The 18,721-nt window shown below is 29.9% G+C and carries 17 protein-coding genes, 2 tRNA genes and 3 other annotated features; of the genes, 3 read left to right on the top strand and 16 right to left on the bottom strand.

All coding sequences use genetic code 11. From position 1 onward, the window contains the following. Positions 1 to 219 precede the first annotated feature (219 nt). Complete coding sequence (locus OIO11_RS14530) at positions 220 to 1,632, bottom strand: hypothetical protein (RefSeq protein ID WP_268072167.1); 1,413 nt, start codon at positions 1,630 to 1,632, stop codon at positions 220 to 222. Positions 1,633 to 2,033: 401 nt separating this feature from the next. Here OIO11_RS14530 and OIO11_RS14535 point away from each other — a divergent pair, with 401 nt between their 5' ends. After that, positions 2,034 to 2,891 carry a hypothetical protein gene (locus tag OIO11_RS14535; protein WP_268072168.1) on the top strand — a complete coding sequence of 286 codons (858 nt, stop codon included), beginning with the start codon at positions 2,034 to 2,036 and terminating at the stop codon, positions 2,889 to 2,891. Positions 2,892 to 3,005: 114 nt separating this feature from the next. On the opposite strand, the gene OIO11_RS14540 is transcribed toward OIO11_RS14535, so the two are convergent. Continuing rightward, the gene (locus OIO11_RS14540; protein WP_268072169.1) at positions 3,006 to 3,455 is read right to left on the bottom strand and encodes a hypothetical protein; all 450 of its coding nucleotides are present in this window, start codon (positions 3,453 to 3,455) and stop codon (positions 3,006 to 3,008) included. 191 nt (positions 3,456 to 3,646) lie between these two features. On the opposite strand from OIO11_RS14540, the gene OIO11_RS14545 reads away from it, so the two are divergent. Beyond that, the gene (locus tag OIO11_RS14545) at positions 3,647 to 3,889 is read left to right on the top strand and encodes a DUF3343 domain-containing protein (RefSeq protein ID WP_268072206.1); all 243 of its coding nucleotides are present in this window, start codon (positions 3,647 to 3,649) and stop codon (positions 3,887 to 3,889) included. Between the two features lie 146 nt (positions 3,890 to 4,035). Here OIO11_RS14545 and OIO11_RS14550 read toward each other — a convergent pair whose 3' ends face one another. The 12 genes from OIO11_RS14550 to ytxC form a co-directional block, all read right to left on the bottom strand. Next, positions 4,036 to 5,175: an aminotransferase class V-fold PLP-dependent enzyme gene (locus OIO11_RS14550; RefSeq protein ID WP_268072170.1), complete on the bottom strand. Its 1,140-nt coding sequence runs from the start codon at positions 5,173 to 5,175 to the stop codon at positions 4,036 to 4,038. Between the two features lie 177 nt (positions 5,176 to 5,352). Then, positions 5,353 to 5,946: a cell division protein ZapA gene (gene zapA, locus OIO11_RS14555; RefSeq protein ID WP_268072171.1), complete on the bottom strand. Its 594-nt coding sequence runs from the start codon at positions 5,944 to 5,946 to the stop codon at positions 5,353 to 5,355. Between the two features lie 93 nt (positions 5,947 to 6,039). Beyond that, on the bottom strand, positions 6,040 to 8,418 hold the full coding sequence (gene pheT, locus OIO11_RS14560; protein WP_268072172.1) for a phenylalanine--tRNA ligase subunit beta: 2,379 nt from the start codon (positions 8,416 to 8,418) through the stop codon (positions 6,040 to 6,042). A gap of 31 nt (positions 8,419 to 8,449) precedes the next feature. Further along, entirely contained in the window at positions 8,450 to 9,469 is a 1,020-nt protein-coding gene (gene pheS / locus OIO11_RS14565) for a phenylalanine--tRNA ligase subunit alpha (protein ID WP_268072173.1), read from the bottom strand. Positions 9,470 to 9,520: 51 nt separating this feature from the next. After that, positions 9,521 to 9,736: a binding site (T-box leader), on the bottom strand. A 108-nt stretch (positions 9,737 to 9,844) separates the two neighbouring features. Next, complete coding sequence (locus tag OIO11_RS14570; RefSeq protein WP_268072174.1) at positions 9,845 to 10,636, bottom strand: TrmH family RNA methyltransferase; 792 nt, start codon at positions 10,634 to 10,636, stop codon at positions 9,845 to 9,847. Positions 10,637 to 10,649: 13 nt separating this feature from the next. Continuing rightward, positions 10,650 to 11,312 (bottom strand): potassium channel family protein, encoded by a 663-nt coding sequence (locus tag OIO11_RS14575; protein WP_268072175.1) that lies wholly within the window; start codon positions 11,310 to 11,312, stop codon positions 10,650 to 10,652. A gap of 12 nt (positions 11,313 to 11,324) precedes the next feature. Beyond that, positions 11,325 to 12,680, bottom strand: coding sequence for a TrkH family potassium uptake protein (locus OIO11_RS14580; RefSeq protein WP_268072176.1), 1,356 nt, complete (start codon positions 12,678 to 12,680; stop codon positions 11,325 to 11,327). 79 nt (positions 12,681 to 12,759) lie between these two features. Further along, positions 12,760 to 13,119 (bottom strand): 50S ribosomal protein L20, encoded by a 360-nt coding sequence (gene rplT, locus OIO11_RS14585; protein WP_268072177.1) that lies wholly within the window; start codon positions 13,117 to 13,119, stop codon positions 12,760 to 12,762. 34 nt (positions 13,120 to 13,153) lie between these two features. Then, positions 13,154 to 13,351, bottom strand: coding sequence for a 50S ribosomal protein L35 (gene rpmI / locus OIO11_RS14590; protein WP_268072178.1), 198 nt, complete (start codon positions 13,349 to 13,351; stop codon positions 13,154 to 13,156). Positions 13,352 to 13,370: 19 nt separating this feature from the next. Next, positions 13,371 to 13,865 (bottom strand): translation initiation factor IF-3, encoded by a 495-nt coding sequence (infC, locus tag OIO11_RS14595; RefSeq protein WP_268072207.1) that lies wholly within the window; start codon positions 13,863 to 13,865, stop codon positions 13,371 to 13,373. Between the two features lie 72 nt (positions 13,866 to 13,937). Continuing rightward, positions 13,938 to 14,068: a sequence feature (ribosomal protein L20 leader region), on the bottom strand. A gap of 40 nt (positions 14,069 to 14,108) precedes the next feature. Beyond that, positions 14,109 to 16,022 carry a threonine--tRNA ligase gene (gene thrS / locus OIO11_RS14600; RefSeq protein ID WP_268072179.1) on the bottom strand — a complete coding sequence of 638 codons (1,914 nt, stop codon included), beginning with the start codon at positions 16,020 to 16,022 and terminating at the stop codon, positions 14,109 to 14,111. Between the two features lie 92 nt (positions 16,023 to 16,114). Then, positions 16,115 to 16,344, bottom strand: a binding site (T-box leader). Positions 16,345 to 16,403: 59 nt separating this feature from the next. After that, complete coding sequence (ytxC, locus tag OIO11_RS14605) at positions 16,404 to 17,303, bottom strand: putative sporulation protein YtxC (RefSeq protein WP_268072180.1); 900 nt, start codon at positions 17,301 to 17,303, stop codon at positions 16,404 to 16,406. Positions 17,304 to 17,467: 164 nt separating this feature from the next. On the opposite strand from ytxC, the gene OIO11_RS14610 reads away from it, so the two are divergent. After that, a complete protein-coding gene (locus tag OIO11_RS14610; protein ID WP_268072181.1) occupies positions 17,468 to 18,175 on the top strand; it encodes a DUF6873 family GME fold protein in 708 nt (235 codons plus the stop codon). A 313-nt stretch (positions 18,176 to 18,488) separates the two neighbouring features. Here the strand turns inward: OIO11_RS14610 and OIO11_RS14615 are convergent. Then, positions 18,489 to 18,562 (bottom strand) — tRNA-Cys (locus tag OIO11_RS14615). Between the two features lie 78 nt (positions 18,563 to 18,640). Beyond that, a tRNA-Cys gene (locus OIO11_RS14620) sits at positions 18,641 to 18,714 on the bottom strand. Positions 18,715 to 18,721: the final 7 nt, after the last annotated feature.

Genomic DNA, 18,721 nt, shown 5'->3' on the forward strand with positions numbered 1-18,721 from the left:
AATTTAGTATATTATTCCAGAAGGCTCCGCCTAAAAGATTGGAAGTCGAAGGAATATTATAGATAATAATAACAGGTAATTATGTACAAATATAAGTTTTATATTTGTACGAAACTTAGGTAATTAACCAATGTTTTAAATATATAAAAAATTAAATAAAATAGCATGTAAGATTGAAATAAAAATACTTTAAACTAATCCTACACGCTATTTTACTATTTATTCATTATTGCCAAATATTTTCTTAAATATAGATAAATTGGAAGAATTAAACTTAGATTCTAAATCACATAATTGATTTTTTAGATTTTCTGATTCTGTTTCAAAATACATAATTTTATTATTCTGTAAGTTAATATTATTTTTCAAAGATAATATCTCATTTTCTTTAAGTGTACTAGTATATTCTAATTCAGCAATTTTATCTTTATGAGCTATAAAATCTTTTTTAAGATAAGAAAAATTTTTTTCAAGCTCAGTAATCTTATTATTTAAAGATATAATTTGATTTTCTTTTTCTAAATTCACATTTTCTAATTCATTAATTTGTCTGTCTCTGGATATTAAAAGTTCCTGAAGAGAATTTATATTTTCATTTAATAGTTCTTTGTCATCTTCACACTGGACATATTTTTTATTGATATCATTAAATTTGTTTTCATATGTCCGCATTTCTACTTTTTGGTCTTTCAAAGTATATTTAAGTTCAGTAATTAACATTTCTTTTTGTTTAAGTAATTTTTCAACATTTAATATTTTTTCATAAGCTTTATTCATGTAATTTTTAATATATATCCAATAGCTGTTATAATTTTTATCTGATACATTTTTCTCCATGCCTACTATATACGGATAGATATTAGGAATCATTAAATAAGTTAAATTCTCCTGATTATCAATATATAACTCATGTATTACAATATATTCCTTATCCAATGAAAAATTCGAAATATAAATAGCTTTGATAATATTTGGTGATGTTATAAGTTCATGATGAGGAGGGATACTGAATTTTTCTCCATTATTTATGGAAAAACTACTGTAAATAGTGTTATTATCTATCCAATTAATCCAAATATTATTCTTAAGCATAAATAATGAACATGAATCTATATTTGCACTTTGAAATAGCTCATTATGGTAGAAGTTAGGATATTGCCCCCTGAAATACATTAGACTTTTACTGTTTTTATTATTCTTTACATATAATAAATGTAAAATATCTTTAATATATAATAAAGAATAATCAGTATACGGATACGTATTTCTTTCTATTGTATAAAAATTGGACCACTCTTTATCAATTAACTGTTTATATCCAATTTCATATTTATCTGTTAATTTTTGATACAAAATAAGCATATTATTATTATCAGTATGAATAATAAAAGGCATATTATCATTAGACTTAATATTATCGACTACTTTAGGTGTTGACAACTTAAATTCTTTATCAACTGTTTGATGAAAAAATGTTGTAATTTTAGTTTTTTTGTTTAATATACTGTAAAAAATATTCAGCTGATTTTGCCTTAAAACAGCCTTGAAATAAATATCCAGCATATTACTTTGGGAGTTTTTCAAAATTTTTCGTTCACTCCACTTAATTCCATCGTACATACTCAATATCATGTCATTATTTAAATTTTGGTATAAAACATATATATTATCATTTGGCAGCAGTACTACTGAAAAATTTTTATTGCTTTCTCTACTGATTACATTGTAGTTGGACCATTTATTATTTCTTAGTATTCTATAAACTAATCCAATACTTTCATCAAATTGAAAATTCCATGTAGTACTATCGGATTGTTTAATTATATAAAAATTTCTTTCATTTAATATGATAACTATCCCTTCTCATTTAAATTGCTTCTTATATAAAAATATGTCACTTAATACTTTAAATATTACAGAAATCAAAAATAAAAATTTTACTATAAAATATAATCACACATATTAGTACATCACATAGTATATTAATGTGAAGTAATACTTTGTGTGTAATCTTTATATAGAGGAGGATGGTTATGGAGAATAACTTTCAAGTAAACCACGTTAGCCAGTGCGACCCTACATCTCAATGTATTATCGCTAAAAAGGTATGTGATCTTTGTACTCAACGTGATTGTTTAAGTCCTATAGAGTCAGAAAATAGCAGACTAGTAGATCCTGCACGTTCATGTGAGGAAAATAAAATTAGAATTGATAATAACCCAGCTTTAGTATTTGATCCAGGAGATATAATTCAAGTGCCTCTTAACGCTAATATTGTACGATTAGCAGGTAAATTTACTGTAAGTGAGTGTAAAATACTCAGTATAGAACCAGTAGGTGGATGCGGAATCAGCAGACAAGGCTATTGGAAAGTTACTATAAGATTTAAGTTCTGTTATCCAATTAAATTATTTAGAGGCGATGTAGAAGTTCCTCTAGAAGAAGAAGTAGGAGGCAGCTTTGTACCTAAATCTAGCATATGTGCATGTACTATTTTCCAAAAGACTGTAGTATTGTTTGGAGGACAGGTTTGTAAATGTGATGATAACACTGTGGATATTGCTTTCTGTAATAGTTTGTACGACCCTTGTGGTCCTTATTCAAATGAAAAACCATTTGCTCTAGTACAATCTGAAGCTTGCTTACTACAGCTTGAACTAGGTCAGGGTCCAGGGGTATCTCCAACAACACAAGTAATAAATGCTACAATAGGACTATTTGCCATCATAAAAACATATAGAATTGTAAATATGTTAGTACAAACCAATGGAGATTGTCTAATAGAAGAAGAACCTTGTCAAGATATCTCTGATGATCCATGCGAATTCTTCAACAGTCTTGATTTCCCATTTAAGGATTTTGATCCAGCATGTCCTGCTCCACTTGAATAGTAACTTAACAAAACCTCTGTGTTTTATAACATGGGGGTATTTATTTTTATTAAAATTTAAACTTAAGTAAAAGACTGTTGAATTTATCAACAGTCCTTATTACTATAATATAGACTAAATATTAATTTCTGATGCAGTTATTGTACGTGTGCCTATAGTATCTATTATTGCACCATTTATATCAATTCCTATTAATATAAACTCATAAGTTACATTATTTGAACAGCATGCAGGATAAGGTACATCTACATATTCAAATGGGAAAGGAGTTATTTCATCTAAAGAATATCTTACTCTAGGTCTAGCATCTACAGGACTAGTAGAAAAGATTTCTGTACCATTACGTTTTATCTGTAAAGCTACCATACCTGCAACTGAACCGCTATCCAGCAAATATACAACACCTGATAAATATACTGCATTAGAATTTGATTTTAAAGTAAGATTCAAACTTCCAATACTTTCCTGTGGGTTACTGCTAGTTATTGTTTCTATTTGTTCTGAACTATTCAAATATTTAAAATCCAAAAGTCTACCATTACTTAAGGCTAATTGTAGTGACATAAAATCCCTCCTTTTACTTTATTCAGTATTATATTATGTAACCAATTAATTAGTTGTTACATTTTGTATAATGTCTTCTATTGAACAAAATTTAAATATTTTTCATATTTATATAATAGATAAAGGTATATTAAAATACTAAACTTTATCCAAAGAGGTGATTTGCCATAAAAAAGCAAGAAGCTTATATAATTGTTTTTAAATCTACCAGTCAAAGTATGCTATTGCTTAAAATCCTTAGGAGTAAAGGTTATGATGTAAAGGTAATTTCAGCTCCCTGCAGCATCTCCAGTGGATGTGCCAGAGCTATTAAATTTAAGGAGAGTGATTTAGAATCTATCAAGAAAGAAATACTGGATAATAATGTATCAATATATGGAATGTATAAAAAAACTTTCAGTGGTTATAGAGTTGTTTACACTAAACTTTTATAATATACCTGTATGTAAAAATTCACAAAAATATTTACAGGCTCTTTTTTTACCTTTTAACAGTATCTTATATGACAAAGAATAAAATAAAACTAAATAAGCATACAAGACTATATGTGTATTCCTTTACAATCTTGTATGCTTATACTTTAATTATTCTTAATTATTTGCTTTAATACTTTAATCAACTCCTCAATATCCTCCACAGAGTTGAAATAACCTGGACTTATTCTCACAGTACCTCTATTTACTGTCCCTATTATTGGGTGAATCAGCGGAGCGCAGTGATATCCTGTCCTTACTGCAATTCCTTTTTCATTTAAAAAATACCCTACGTCAGAACTATCTATTCCTTCAATATTAATAGAAACTACTGAAGCTCTATTCTTATAACTAGTTCCTCCATATATTTTTACCTGTGGAATTTTTCTTAATTCTTCTAATAAATATTCTACCAACATATTTTCGTGTTCTCTAATATTTTTCATACCCACATTTTTTATAAATTTTATTCCTTCACAGAGTCCAGCAATACCTGGAGTATTTCTAGTACCACTTTCAAATCTATCTGGTAAAAAATCTGGCTGATTTATTAGATTAGATTGGCTTCCAGTTCCCCCTTCAGTATAACAGCTTAGAGTAATGTCTTTGTTTAAATATAATCCACCAGTACCTTGTGGTCCAAATAACCCTTTATGCCCAGGGAAAGCTAAAATATCTATATTGTCTCTAACTACATCTATGGGAATAACGCCTGCACTCTGAGAAGCATCAACTATAAAAATCACTCCTGCTTCTTTTGCTATTTCACCTATTTCTTGTATATGCTGAATGGTACCTAAAACATTAGATGCATGATTTATTATAATTGCTTTGGTATTTTTCTTTATAGCTTTTTTAATAGCCTTTAAATCAGCATATCCTTCTTGGTTAACTCCAAGGAAAGTAACTTCTACTCCATTTCTGCTCATGCTGCTTAATGGTCTTAATACTGAATTATGCTCTATAATAGTGCTTATAACATGATTCCCTTTTTTTAATATTCCCTTTATTCCTATATTCAAAGCTTCTGTGGCATTGTTTGTGAAAACTATATTAAGTGGATTTTTTATATTGAATAGCCTACTTATTTCCTCTCTTGCTTCCATAATTTTAGACTCAGCTTCAATTGCCATATCATGAGAACTTCTTCCAGGGTTTGCTGCATAATTTTTCATACAATTAAGTACTTCATCGTAAACCTGCTGCGGCTTTGGAAAACTAGTTGCTGCATTATCCAAATATATCATGTATCCTCCTAAAACTTTTTTAATTATTTCTACTAATATACTATTAATCTTTTATAAAAAATTTCACTATTTTTTATAAGTAATTTTTAAAATACCATACTTAAAAGTTTTAATTTTAAAATATAAATAAAAATACCTTATAGTTTAAGCTATAAGGTATTTTTATTTATATTTTGATTATTTCACATTCAATAATGGATTTTCCTGTTTTTTAATTTTTACAAGATCAATTTGATTCTCTATTAATCTATTTTGTAAATCCATTATTTTATACTTAGAGGATTGAACTTGGAATTTTAAGTCTTTATTCTCTGACTTTAATTGATTCTTTTCTTTTAAATATTGTTTAGCACTTTCCTTTAAAATTTCCAGTTCTTCACTTAATCTTTTATTTTCTTCTTCAAACTGCTTTAAATATTCTCCACTCTTACTATATTCCAGCTTATTTTGGAGCTCGATATTATATTCCTCTAAATTTTTAATATGTTTTTTTAGGTCTTCAACTTGAATTTGCAGTGATTTCTCTGATTTTTTTGCTTCTTCTAATTCTTTATTTAAAAGTTCATTCTTATGTTCACTCTTAAACATTTCATCAACAACATTAGCGGCAGCTAAAACAGAGGCATCTGATATACTCAATCTATTATTCATATTTAATATATCAACAATTTTTTTATCTACATACCCTGCTACTTTATGTAAATATTCATCTTTTTCTTCACCTTTTAAATTATATTCAGAACCGTTTATCTTTACAGTTACTTTATTCATCTGAACACCCTCTTAGATAAATTCAAGAAAATTCTCATTTATATTTTAACACATTTTCTGAGTATATGAAATATGAATTTATCCATTAACTCTTTATCTTAGTTCAGCCCCCAACTTGAATTCTAAAGTTTTAACAATTTTATCATGTACTTTGTTTACCTCATTATCAGTTAGAGTCTTATTCTCACCTCTGTATATTAATGCATATGCTATACTCTTTTTACCTTCTGGAATTTGCTTTCCTTGATACACATCAAATAATTTAAAGCTTTCAAGTATTTTTCCACCTTGTTTTTTGATATTTTCTTCAATGTCTTGAACTAAAATTTCTTCATCAACTAAAACAGCAAGGTCTCTTGTAACAGCTGGGAATTTAGGAAGAGGTACATATTTGTTCTCTATATCTGAATGTTTAAACAATATATCCAGATTAAGCTCTGCAATATAGCATCTTTCTTCTACTCCATAGTTTTCTGATACATCTGGGTGTATTTCTCCAAGTATACCTGCAAGTTCATTTTTTATATATAAGGCTGCTGTTTTGCCTGGGTGGAAGGTTGGATTTTCACTTTCCCTTATAAATTTAGCCTTTTTCACTCCTAGGCAGTCTAATATATTCTCAACTACTCCTTTTAGCTCAAAATAATCAACTTCTCCATACATACCTAAAGTAACTAAGTTTCTTTCCTCTGGAAGTTCTTTCATATCCTCATGTGGAATATATATCTTACCTATTTCGAACAATCTAACTATATCATTGTTTCTAGAATAGTTTCTTCCTAAAGATTCCATCATTGAAGGTATAGAAGTTGTTCTCATTATACTATAATCTTCACCTAAAGGATTTTTTATAGTTACAACATTTCTAAGATGACTATCCTGTGGTATAAGCACTTTATCAAAAACCTTAGGACTTACAAAGGAATAAGCTATTGATTGGTTAAGTCCACTTCCTATTAAAGTATCAATAACTTTTGTTTGAAGAACTTGCTTCTCACTTTTTCCTCCTTTTAAAGTCTGAGTTGCTGGAATTGTTGATGGAACTTTATTATATCCATATATTCTTGCAATTTCTTCTGCAACATCTTCACGTATGTTCATATCACATCTAAATGTAGGAACATTTACAACTAAAGTATCCCCTTCTATATCAGTCTTTAAATCTAATCTGTCCAAATACATCTTCATATCTTCTTTTGATATATTTATTCCTAAGAATTCATTGATCCATTTTGAATCCACATTTAAAGTATGAGACTCTAGTTTTTCAGGATATATGTCAATAATTCCTTCCATGATTTCTCCTGCACCTAACTCTTCTATTAGGCTGCATGCTCTGTTCATAGCAATTTCTACAGCATTAGGATCTAAATCCTTCTCGAATTTTCCTGATGCTTCTGTTCTTAATGCTAATTTTTTAGAAGAAATTCTTATATTTGTTCCATCAAAATTTGCACATTCAAAAACTATTTCTGTAGTATCTTCTTTAACTTCTGAATTTAATCCACCCATAATACCAGCAAGGGCAATAGTTCTATCTCCATCCTTAATGTTTAGAATTTCAGAATCTAAAATTCTCTCTTCCTCATCTAAAGTAGTAAACTTTTCTCCCTCTTTTGCTCTCTCTATTACAATAGTATTAGAAGCTATCTGTCTTCTGTCGAAGGCATGCATTGGTTGACCAAGTTCTATCATAACAAAATTCGTTATGTCAACTATATTATTTATTGGTCTCACTCCAGCTTCTAATAATCTTTCTTGCATCCACTGTGGTGATTGCTCTATTTTTACATTTGTTATGCCTTTTGCCATATATCTTCTGCATAGTGGATCACGGACTTCAACTTTTAAGCTTTCTTCTATATTTTTGCTAGAAGCAGCCTTAAATTCCATGTTTGGGATTCTATACTCTTTTCCTAAAGTAGCTGCTGTTTCTCTAGCTATACCAATTACACTTAAACAATCTGGTCTATTTGAAGTTATTTCAAAATCTATAATAGCCTTCTGTAGATTTATAACTTCCTTTATATCCTTTCCTACTGGTGTGTCTACTGGAAGAATCATAAGTCCTACAACTGGCTCATCTCCAGCTATCCCTAGTTCTTCTTCTGAGCAGAACATACCATTGGAAACTACCCCTCTTAATTTTCCTTTTTTGATTTTAGTTCCATCAGCTAAAATAGAACCATGTAATGCAGTTGGAACTATATCTTCTTCTTTCATATTTGTAGCTGCTGTAACTATTTGTATTGGTTCTGCTTCTCCAATCTCTACCTGACATATAGATAATTTTTCTGCCTCAGGATGTTTTTCGATTTTTATGATTTTACCTGTAACAACCTTATTTATTATATCCCCTGTTACAATAACCTCTTCCACTTTAGAACCTGACAGTGTCAATGCATCTCCAAGTTCTTGCGGAGACAAATCTATATCAATATAATCTTTTAGCCAACTAACTGGTACCTTCATTAAAACTTCCTCCCTTATATTATCTTATCTACTAAAATTGATTTAAAAATCTCATATCACTTTCATATAATAATCTTATATCATCTATTCCATATTTCTGCATAACCATTCTGTCTAAACCAAATCCAAAAGCAAAACCACTATACACTTCTGGGTCTATTCCACAATTTCTCAAAACTTGAGGATGAACCATGCCGCAGCCTAAAATTTCAATCCATCCACTATTCTTACAAACACTGCATCCCTTACCCCCACACACAAAACAAGTAGCATCCATTTCGGCTGAAGGCTCTGTAAATGGGAAATGGTGTGGTCTGAATTTAGTTTGCATTTCATCTCCAAACATTTTCTTTATAAACATTTCAAGGGTTCCTTTTAAATCGGCAAAAGTTATTCCTTTATCTACAACTAGCCCTTCAACTTGATAGAATATTGGTGAGTGTGTAGCATCTACGGCGTCTGATCTATAAACCTTTCCTGGAGCAATCATCTTTATTGGTGGCTTTTCATTTTCCATTGTTCTTATTTGAATAGGTGAAGTTTGAGTTCTTAAAACTATATCGTCATTTATGTAAAAAGTATCCTGCTCACCTCTAGCTGGATGATCTTTAGGAATATTTAACGCTTCAAAATTATAGTAATCTTTTTCTACCTCTGGTCCTTCTTCTATTGAAAATCCCATTGAGATAAAAATATCACATATACTTTCTAATGTTAATTCCAATGGATTTTTCTTTCCAATTGTTTGCTTTTTTCCAGGCATAGAAATATCTATTACCTCACTCTTTAATTTCATTTCTTTTTCTTTGTTTTTAATATCTTTTGTTGCAGAAGTAATGAATTCCTCTAATGCTTCTCTTACCTCATTAGCAATCTTACCTACAACTGGTCTTTCTTCTGCTGACAGTTTTCCCATACCTCTTAATATTTGAGTAAGTTCACCTTTTTTACCAAGATATCTAACTCTTAATGCTTCAAGTTCTTCTTTACTTAAAGCTTTCTTTAATTCTTCTAAAGCGGTGTTCTTTATTGCCTCTAATCTTTCTTTCATTTTACTGCTCCTTTCATTTGTATTTACATAATAAAAAAACTCCATCCCAAATAAAGGGACGAAGTATATCCGCGTTACCACCCTGATTAACTATAATAATATAGCTCTCTCATTTAAATATCGGCTCATACCGCTAATTGCTACTTATTTTCACAATTAGAACTCCAGAGTGAACTTCAATATATTTCTTCTTAAAAAAGCTTTCAGTCTGAGGCTTTTTCTCCCTATAAAAATTCCTATACCTACTCTCTCCATCATAGTTTAAATTATTTATTTGTTTTTATGTAAATAAACTTACATACTATTATACCTATGTTAAAATAAAATTTCAAATATTTTCTTTACATATTATCCTTAACATTTGTATCTATTTTTTTACTTTTTTTTAATATCATTTTGCCTAACAGCTTCATACATCATTACACTGGCAGCTACCGCCGCATTTAAAGACTCAGCTTCACCTGGCATTGGTATTTTTACCTTTTCATCACCTAGTGCATATACCTCGTCACTTATTCCATTACCTTCATTTCCTATTGAAATTATACTCTTTTTAGTTAAGTTTATATCATAAAAATTTTTTTCAGTATCCAAAGAACTAACTATAAGCTTAAATCCTTTTTCTCTTAACCCTTTAACTACTTCAAGATTTTCATCCTCTATTACCGGTATTTTAAATATAGAACCCATTGTTGATCTTAAGGTTTTATCATTATACACATCAACAGTTCCTTTTGTATATATAACTCCTAGAGCACCGCTGGCATGGGCAGTTCTTATTATAGTTCCCATGTTTCCCGGATCTTGAATTTTATCAGCCAAAACATAGAATCCCTCTCTATCTACAGTATCAACTTTTTTGTTCTTAACTATTCCTAAAATACCCTGTGGATTATCTGTATCACATAATTCTTTTAGTATGTTGTCTTTTGTATAATAAACCACCGTATCCTTTTGAAGTAATTCTTCAATATTAAAATTTTTGTATCTATCAATGCCACTGTCACTAATAAGAATATATGGCACCTGAAAGGACGATTGCAGTGCTTCACTAACAAATCTAAATCCTTCTATAATAAATTGTTCTTTTTCATTTCGATATTTTTTCTTATGAAGTTTTTTTATATCTTTTATTAGAGAATTTTCTCTACTCTCAATCTTATTCAAGGAAATTCACCCTTTATTTATTAATTTCATTTTCAAGTTTATTTAATTCTTCAATTCCACCCATAGCTACAATTATATCTCCTTGTTCAACAGTATCATCTGCTGAAGGTGATATATTAACTTCATTATTTTTCTTTATGGCCATTATATTTATTCCATATTTTGATCTCATATTAAGCTGATTTAATGTTTTTCCATACCAGTCTTCTGGACTAGCGATTTCAGCAATACTGTAGTCTGAAGATAATTCAATATAATCTAAAATATTAGTTGAAACTAAATTGTGTGCAACTCTAACTCCCATATCTCTTTCTGGGAAAATAACTCTGTCTACACCAATTTTTTTAAGAACTTTAGCATGTAATTCATTATGAGCTTTAGTTAGTATATATTTTACTCCCAGATCTTTTGCTAGTAGAGCTGCCATTATACTAGCCTGCACATTTGATCCTATAGTTATTACTGCTACATCAAAATTACTTATTCCAAGAGTTCTAAGAGTATTTTCGTCAGTTGCATCAGCTTGAACAGCATGAGTTACACTATCTGCTATATTTTGAATAACATCCTCATCAGCATCAATAGCTAATACATCATTTCCTAAAGAATAAAGCGTCTTTGCAATTGAGCTTCCAAACCTTCCAAGACCTATTACTACAAATTGTCTCTTTTTCATAAAAAATCACCTCTAACCAACTAATATTTTACCTTCTGGATATTTTATCGAACTTCCATTCTTTTTGCTTGCTAAAGCTAAAACCAGTGTCAAAGGCCCAACCCTACCTATATACATGGTTAAAGCAACTATAATTTTTCCTATAATACTGAGCTTCGTTGTAAGTCCTAAAGTAAGTCCTACTGTAGCAAAAGCTGAAGTAGCTTCATATAAAATATATTCAAGCGAAGCCCCTGGCTCGGTAATTGATAACAGAATAGTAGTAACAATTACAACTCCTGCTGCTATAATAGTTATTACAAAGGCTCTATATACCAATTCCTTACTTATTGTTCTTTCAAACATTTCTGTATCTTCTCTACCTCTTATTACTGAAACTGCAGTCATCAAAAGTAATCCTAATGTTGCAGTCTTAATTCCACCCGCAGTAGATCCTGGTGAACCACCAATAAACATTAATATTATTGTCAAAGCCTTTCCACCGGCAGTCATATCCGATGTGGATATAGAATTGAAACCTGCTGTTCTAGGAGTAACTGCTGCAAAAAATGATGATAATATTTTACCTTTTATAGGTAGATTTTTTATAGTAGCTGGATTATTCATTTCCAATAAAAACATTAAAATCCATCCACCCAAAATTAACAATATGCTCATGAATATTACAAGTCTAGCATGAACAGAAAGTTTTTTTACACCTTTATAGTTATATATTTCTGACCACACTGAAAAACCAAGTCCTCCTATAATTATCAATGCAGAAATAGCTAAAATTACAACTAAATTATTAGCATAAGGTACTAAACTATTTCCAGTAAGATCAAAACCCGCATTACAAAAAGCAGAAATAGAGTGAAATATGCTAAAATAAATTCCTTTTAGAGCTCCATACTGTGGAATAAATTTTGTAGCTAAAAATAAAGCTCCCACTCCTTCAACTGAAAAAGTAAATATCAATACATATTTAGCTAATTTTACAAGCCCTTGGAGAGAAAACGAATTCATGGCCTCCTGCATTATAAGTCTTTCTTTAAGAGTTATTCTTTTTCCCAACAATAATGCGAACAATGTGGCAAAAGACATAAATCCAAGTCCACCAATCTGAATCAATATTACTATAATTGTTTTACCAAAATAACTCCAATGTTCAGCTGTATTTAAAGTAGTTAATCCTGTAACACATACTGCTGAAGTTGAAGTAAAAATACAATCAATAAAAGATGTTATACTACCATCTCTAGATGATATAGGTAATGTTAGTAAACTTGCACCTATGAAAATAACAATTGCAAAACCTAAAGCTAAAATTTGTACAGGAGATAACCTTCTTTTATTTTTTTTCTGCAACTCAAACACCTCTAAATCCATGAATTTAATAAACTTATTATACCATTTAAAATAAGTTTGTCAAAACAAATAAAATGCAGCTGTTAAGCCGCATTTTATATTAAGCATTCAATTGTTTTTTAGCTACTTCTACTAAATCAGCAAATGCTTTAGGATCATTTATAGCTATCTCTGAAAGCATCTTTCTGTTCATATCTATTCCAGCAAGTTTCATTCCATTCATGAATTTTGAATAAGAAAGTCCATTTATTCTTGTTGCTGCATTTATTCTAGCAATCCATAATCTTCTGAAATCTCTCTTCTTTAACTTTCTACCTACATATGCAAAACTCATAGCTCTCATTACTGTTTCATTAGCAGCTTTGAAAGTCTTACTTCTTCTTCCGAAATAACCTTTTGCAAGTTTTAATATCTTTTTATGTTTTTTACGAGCGTGTACAGCTCTTTTTACTCTTGCCATTTCAAGAACCTCCTTCTGTAACCCTTATTATATATTATACGTATGGTAATAATTTCTTAATTACTTTTTCTTGAGTCTCAGACACGAGTCCACTTTTTCTAAGATTTCTCTTTGTCTTTGAGCTCTTTTTAGTTAATATGTGGCTTTTAAAAGCTTTAGCTCTTTTAAGCTTTCCGCTTCCTGTTTTCTTGAATCTTTTTGCTGCACCTCTATGTGTTTTCATTTTTGGCATTACAATTTCCTCCTTTCAATTATGCTTTCTTAGGAGCTAATATTAATATCATATTTCTCCCTTCAAGCTTTGCTGGCTTTTCAATAACACATATATCTTCTATTTTTGATACAAAGGCATTTAAAATTTTATGTCCTTTATGAGAATAATCTGCTTCTCTTCCTCTAAATCTTACTGTAACTTTAACTTTGTTTTCAGCCAATAAAAACTTTCTAGCATTATTAGCTTTTATTACTATATCATGTTCTTCTATAGTTGGACTAAATCTGATTTCTTTAATATTTACAATCTTTTGATTTTTCTTAGCTTCTTTAATCTTTTTAGTCTGTTCATATAGATGCTTACCATAATCCATTATTTTACAAACAGGTGGCTTTGCACTTGGAGATATCATAACCAAATCAAGTTCTTTTTCTTCTGCAATCTTAAGAGCTTCTTTTGAACTAATTACGCCTAATTGTTCTCCATCACTATCTATAACCCTTATTTCTTTTTCCCTAATCTGTTCATTGATAAGACTATCTTTTTTGATATTTCTTCACCTCCGAATTATTATAAACCTTAAACACAAAAATTTATAATTCATTTATCTAAATAAAAAAGGAACGACTTAAGCCGTTCCTTACATTTCAATAACAAACAATCTATTTGTTCATGATAATGCATACCTTACTAGCTGTGCTGTAAGGTGAGAAACAGCCGCTTCTTCTTAACATATAGTATTATACTATCAATATATAATGTTGTCAACATTTTTTTATAAATTATTTGTTTTTTCTTGGATTTCTTCAGCTAACTTTTGTACAAACTCATCTAAATTCATCGCTCCAAGGTCTCCATCATTTCTACTTCTTACTGCAATAGTATTTTCATTCATTTCCTTTTCACCTAAAACTAACATATATGGAACCTTTTGAAGTTGAGCTTCTCTAATCTTATATCCTATTTTTTCTGCTCTATCATCAATTTCCACTCTAATTCCTTTTTCAAATAAAACATCCTTTACTTTAGCTGCATATTCCATATACTTATCTGAGATTGGAAGCACCTTAACTTGAACAGGTGCAAGCCATAATGGGAATCTTCCTGCAAAATGCTCAATTAAAATTCCTATAAATCTTTCTATACTACCAAATGCAACTCTATGAACCATAACTGGTCTATGTTTTTCTCCATCTTTACCTATATAAGTTAAATCAAATCTTTGAGGCAGCTGCATATCTAATTGAATAGTACCACATTGCCATGTTCTTCCTATACAATCTTGTAGATGGAAATCAATTTTTGGTCCATAAAAAGCTCCGTCTCCCTCATTCACTACATAATCAAGTCCTAGACCGTCTAGAGCTTCCCTTAAACCATTTTCAGCTATTTCCCATTCTTCATCAGTTCCCATAGAATCTTCTGGTCTTGTTGATAATTCTACATGGTATTTGAATCCAAAAGTTTTATAAACTTCATCTATTAGTTTTGCAACTCCCATTATTTCTTCTTTTATTTGTTCAGGAAGCATGAATATATGTGCATCATCTTGAGTAAATGCTCTAACTCTCATAAGTCCATGTAATGCTCCTGAAAGTTCATGTCTGTGAACTCTTCCTAATTCTGCAACACGCATAGGAAAATCTCTATAAGAGTGTATCTTTGTTCTGTAAGCAAGCATACCACCTGGACAGTTCATAGGTTTTATTGCAAAATCCTGTTCATCAATCTGAACTGTATACATATTTTCTTTATAGTGATACCAATGACCTGAAGTTTCCCAAAGTTTTCTATTTAGTATAATAGGAGTTTCTACTTCTACATAACCAGCTTTTCTATGAACTTCTCTCCAATATTCTAAAAGTTTATTTTTAAGTTCCATTCCTCTTGGTAAGAATAGTGGGAATCCTGGTCCTTCTTCTGGAATTACAAACAATTCTAATTCTTTTCCTAATTTTCTATGATCTCTTTTTTTAGCTTCTTCTAGCATATGAATATATTCTTCTAATTCGCTTTTCTTTGTAAAAGCTGTTCCATATATTCTTTGAAGCATTTTATTATTTTCATTACCTCTCCAATATGCTCCTGCAACTGATAATAATTTTAGAGCTTTTACTTCTTTTGTTGAAGGCACATGAGGTCCTGCACATAAATCAACAAAATCCCCTTGTTTATAGAAAGAAATTATTGCGTCTTCTGGAAGATCTTCTATAAGTTCTACCTTATAATCTTCATTTTTCTCTTTCATTAGCTTAATAGCTTCTTCTCTTGAAAGTTCAAATCTTTCAAGTTCAAGATTTTGTTTAACTATTTTCTCCATCTCTTTTTCTATCTTGCTAAGCATTTCAGGTGTAAATGAAAAATCAGCATCAAAATCATAGTAGAAACCATTATCAATAGCTGGCCCTATTGCAAGTTTAACATCTGGATATAATCTTTTAACTGCTTGTGCAAGTATATGAGAAGCTGTATGTCTTAATGTCCATCTTCCATCTTCATCTTCAAAAGTTAGGATTTCCAAGTCACAATCCTCATTTACCTCAGTCATAAGTTCAGCTCTTTCTCCATTTATCTTAGCACCTAAAGCTTTTTTTCTTAAAGAAGGGCTGATACTGAAAGCAATTTCGCTAACCTTTGTTCCCTTTTCAAACTCCAAAACTTTTCCATCTTTTAATGTTACTTTAACCATTGGTTATCCTCCCTTTATTTTATGTTAAGTTATTATTATGTATAACATTTTTACAAATTTAATCTTTTTCAAAAAAATAAAAACTCCTCCCATAATGGGACGAGTATCATCGTGTTTCCACCCAAATTAACAATAGAACAATGAAAATTTCATCTATTGTCATCTCATTAACTATAACGCCAGCAAGCGGAAAATATCTACTAAATTCAATACTCAACTCAAAGGTGGTTTTCAACAGTTCTTGAACAGAGAACTTTTCAGCTAATAGGTTCTCCTCTCTTAGAACAGAATTCTGTTTACTCTTCCTTTTCATTGTTTTTAAACTATTCTTTTTCATAAATTATATTCTTTATAGGATTTTCTGTCAATACCTTTTTGTTATTATACTTTTAAAGTACTTTTTATCTTATTACATTTACTGCATCCTTGACATAATTTTACTCTTTCCTCAAAAACCTTTTCAATTGTATCAATTATTTCTTTGTTCATACAATTATCAGGATAGTGTATTATTATATTTTCAGGACAATATGTTATAAGACCACTTATGATTAAATCATCTGTACTTACAGACCCAGCATATTTTGCATCCAATAAATCTGTTAATATTTCATCCATTATATCCTTGCCATTTTTATCTTGTATTATATATTCTCCATTTTCTTTAATTATTATATTTATCTCTTCAATTTTACTTTCCTGAACCTCAACAAAATATTTTAATAGCTTTATAAATTCATTGTATTCTTTCTCCACCATATATCGTTCTGCAATTTTATTAATAATACTTTCTAATTCTGCTACTAATCCCTTCATTCTAAAGGTCATAAATCCTCTAATATTTATCTCATCATTTTCTGCTATACATTCCCCTATTCTGCTCAATACATCATTCTTTTTATTCATATAATAAATAGCATCTTCATCCAATATTTTGTCTTCATTCTTTAATATTTTCAGGCTTCTTTCTGCTATTTCTTTCATATCTTCATATTTCAGAAAAAAATACGTATCATTTAAGAAATTCTGTATTTCTTCATAACAAAATTCCTCAACTACTATTTTATATATAATGTTAGCCAAGTATAGGCTGAATTTACTTACCAAATTATCATTCAAATCTAAATCATTACAAAATATCTTTACAAAATGAAAACCATCATTTATCGATTCAGATATACCAATAGAAATATCTTTCACTTCAAAATATTGTTTTATTTCATTTAGTTCATTTATAACGTCATCTCTTTCGTCTTCATAAACAATAGTTTTAAGTAGCACACTATTCACTCCTTCCTGAAAATAGTATGTGTTTAAAATAAATGTATATGCAAAATATATTTATTTTTTAGCGACCCTATCCTGAATATCTCTAGACTCTATATTGTTAAAATGTTATATTTATGCTGTAAACTTAATCATTCATTAGAAATAAGGTGATATATTTGAAAAAACTTTTCATAGACTATAGAACATCTGAAGAAGAAAGATTATCAATTTTAACTTTAGGGCATGAATATTTGATATGTCCTCCATGCTCTAGTTTGTACAATGCTGTATGCGGTCATCCTGATATATTATTACACATCATTGATGATAAAAATATCATAGTTCATAAAGACATGGAAACTGAATTTATTAAACAATTAGAAAAACTATCCCTTAATGTTATATTGTCCTCATCACAATTAGGTTCTTCTTACCCCCTAAATATAATTCTAAATGGTGTAAGTACCCCAACCTTTTTTATGCACTATTTGAAATACACCGATTCAACGCTATTAAGCTTTGTTAGTGAAAGAAAGGAATTAATAAATATTAAACAAGGATATACTAAATGTTCTACTGCAATAGTAAATTCTAACGCAATAATGACCAGCGACAAAGGAATAGCAAAAGCCTTATATAAGGAAAATATTGATGTTCTCCTACTTCCTCCAGGCGATATAGAGCTTCCTGGATTAAATTATGGTTTTATTGGAGGCTGCTGCGGCTTAATAGAAGATAACCTCTTAGCTTTTTTTGGTGAACTGAACCACTATGCCTACGGAAAAGAAGTGCTATCTTTTTTGAAAAAGCATAAAGTCGAGCCTTATTTTTTGAAAAAAGGAAAATTAACTGACAGAGGAAGCTTGTTGAGTATTGAAGTTTAGGAATAGTAGAATAAAATTGCGAAGCAATTTTATTCTACTAACCAGTTGCCAATCCCCAGTCCCCAGACAATGACGTTTTGCTAATGCAAAACTAAAATTAAAATAAAGCAAAATAGACTTAAAGTAGATATAATCTATCTTTAAGTCTATTTTAAATTATTTTTATCTAATTGTTCTTAATTGCTTTTATCTTTTTTCTTTACTCTGGGGATTGGTGATTGGCGACTGGGGAATACAAAAATGTTGCGTTGCAACATTTTTGTATTTTGTAACAAACGAAAAACACCTCAGCATTCCACTAAGGTGTTTCTTTTGGAGGCGCCACCCGGATTTGAACCGGGGATCAAGGCTTTGCAGGCCCATGCCTTACCACTTGGCTATAGCGCCATATAATATGAACTTTTTTTGTTTCACCCTCTAAAAAGGATTATTTAAATCACATAATTGTTCTACAATTTATTTTTTTGGAGGCGCCACCCGGATTTGAACCGGGGATCAAGGCTTTGCAGGCCCATGCCTTACCACTTGGCTATAGCGCCTCATTTA

Origin of the sequence: Clostridium sp. ZS2-4, from assembly GCF_026719745.1 — a bacterium.
Lineage (GTDB): Bacteria > Bacillota > Clostridia > Clostridiales > Clostridiaceae > Clostridium_H.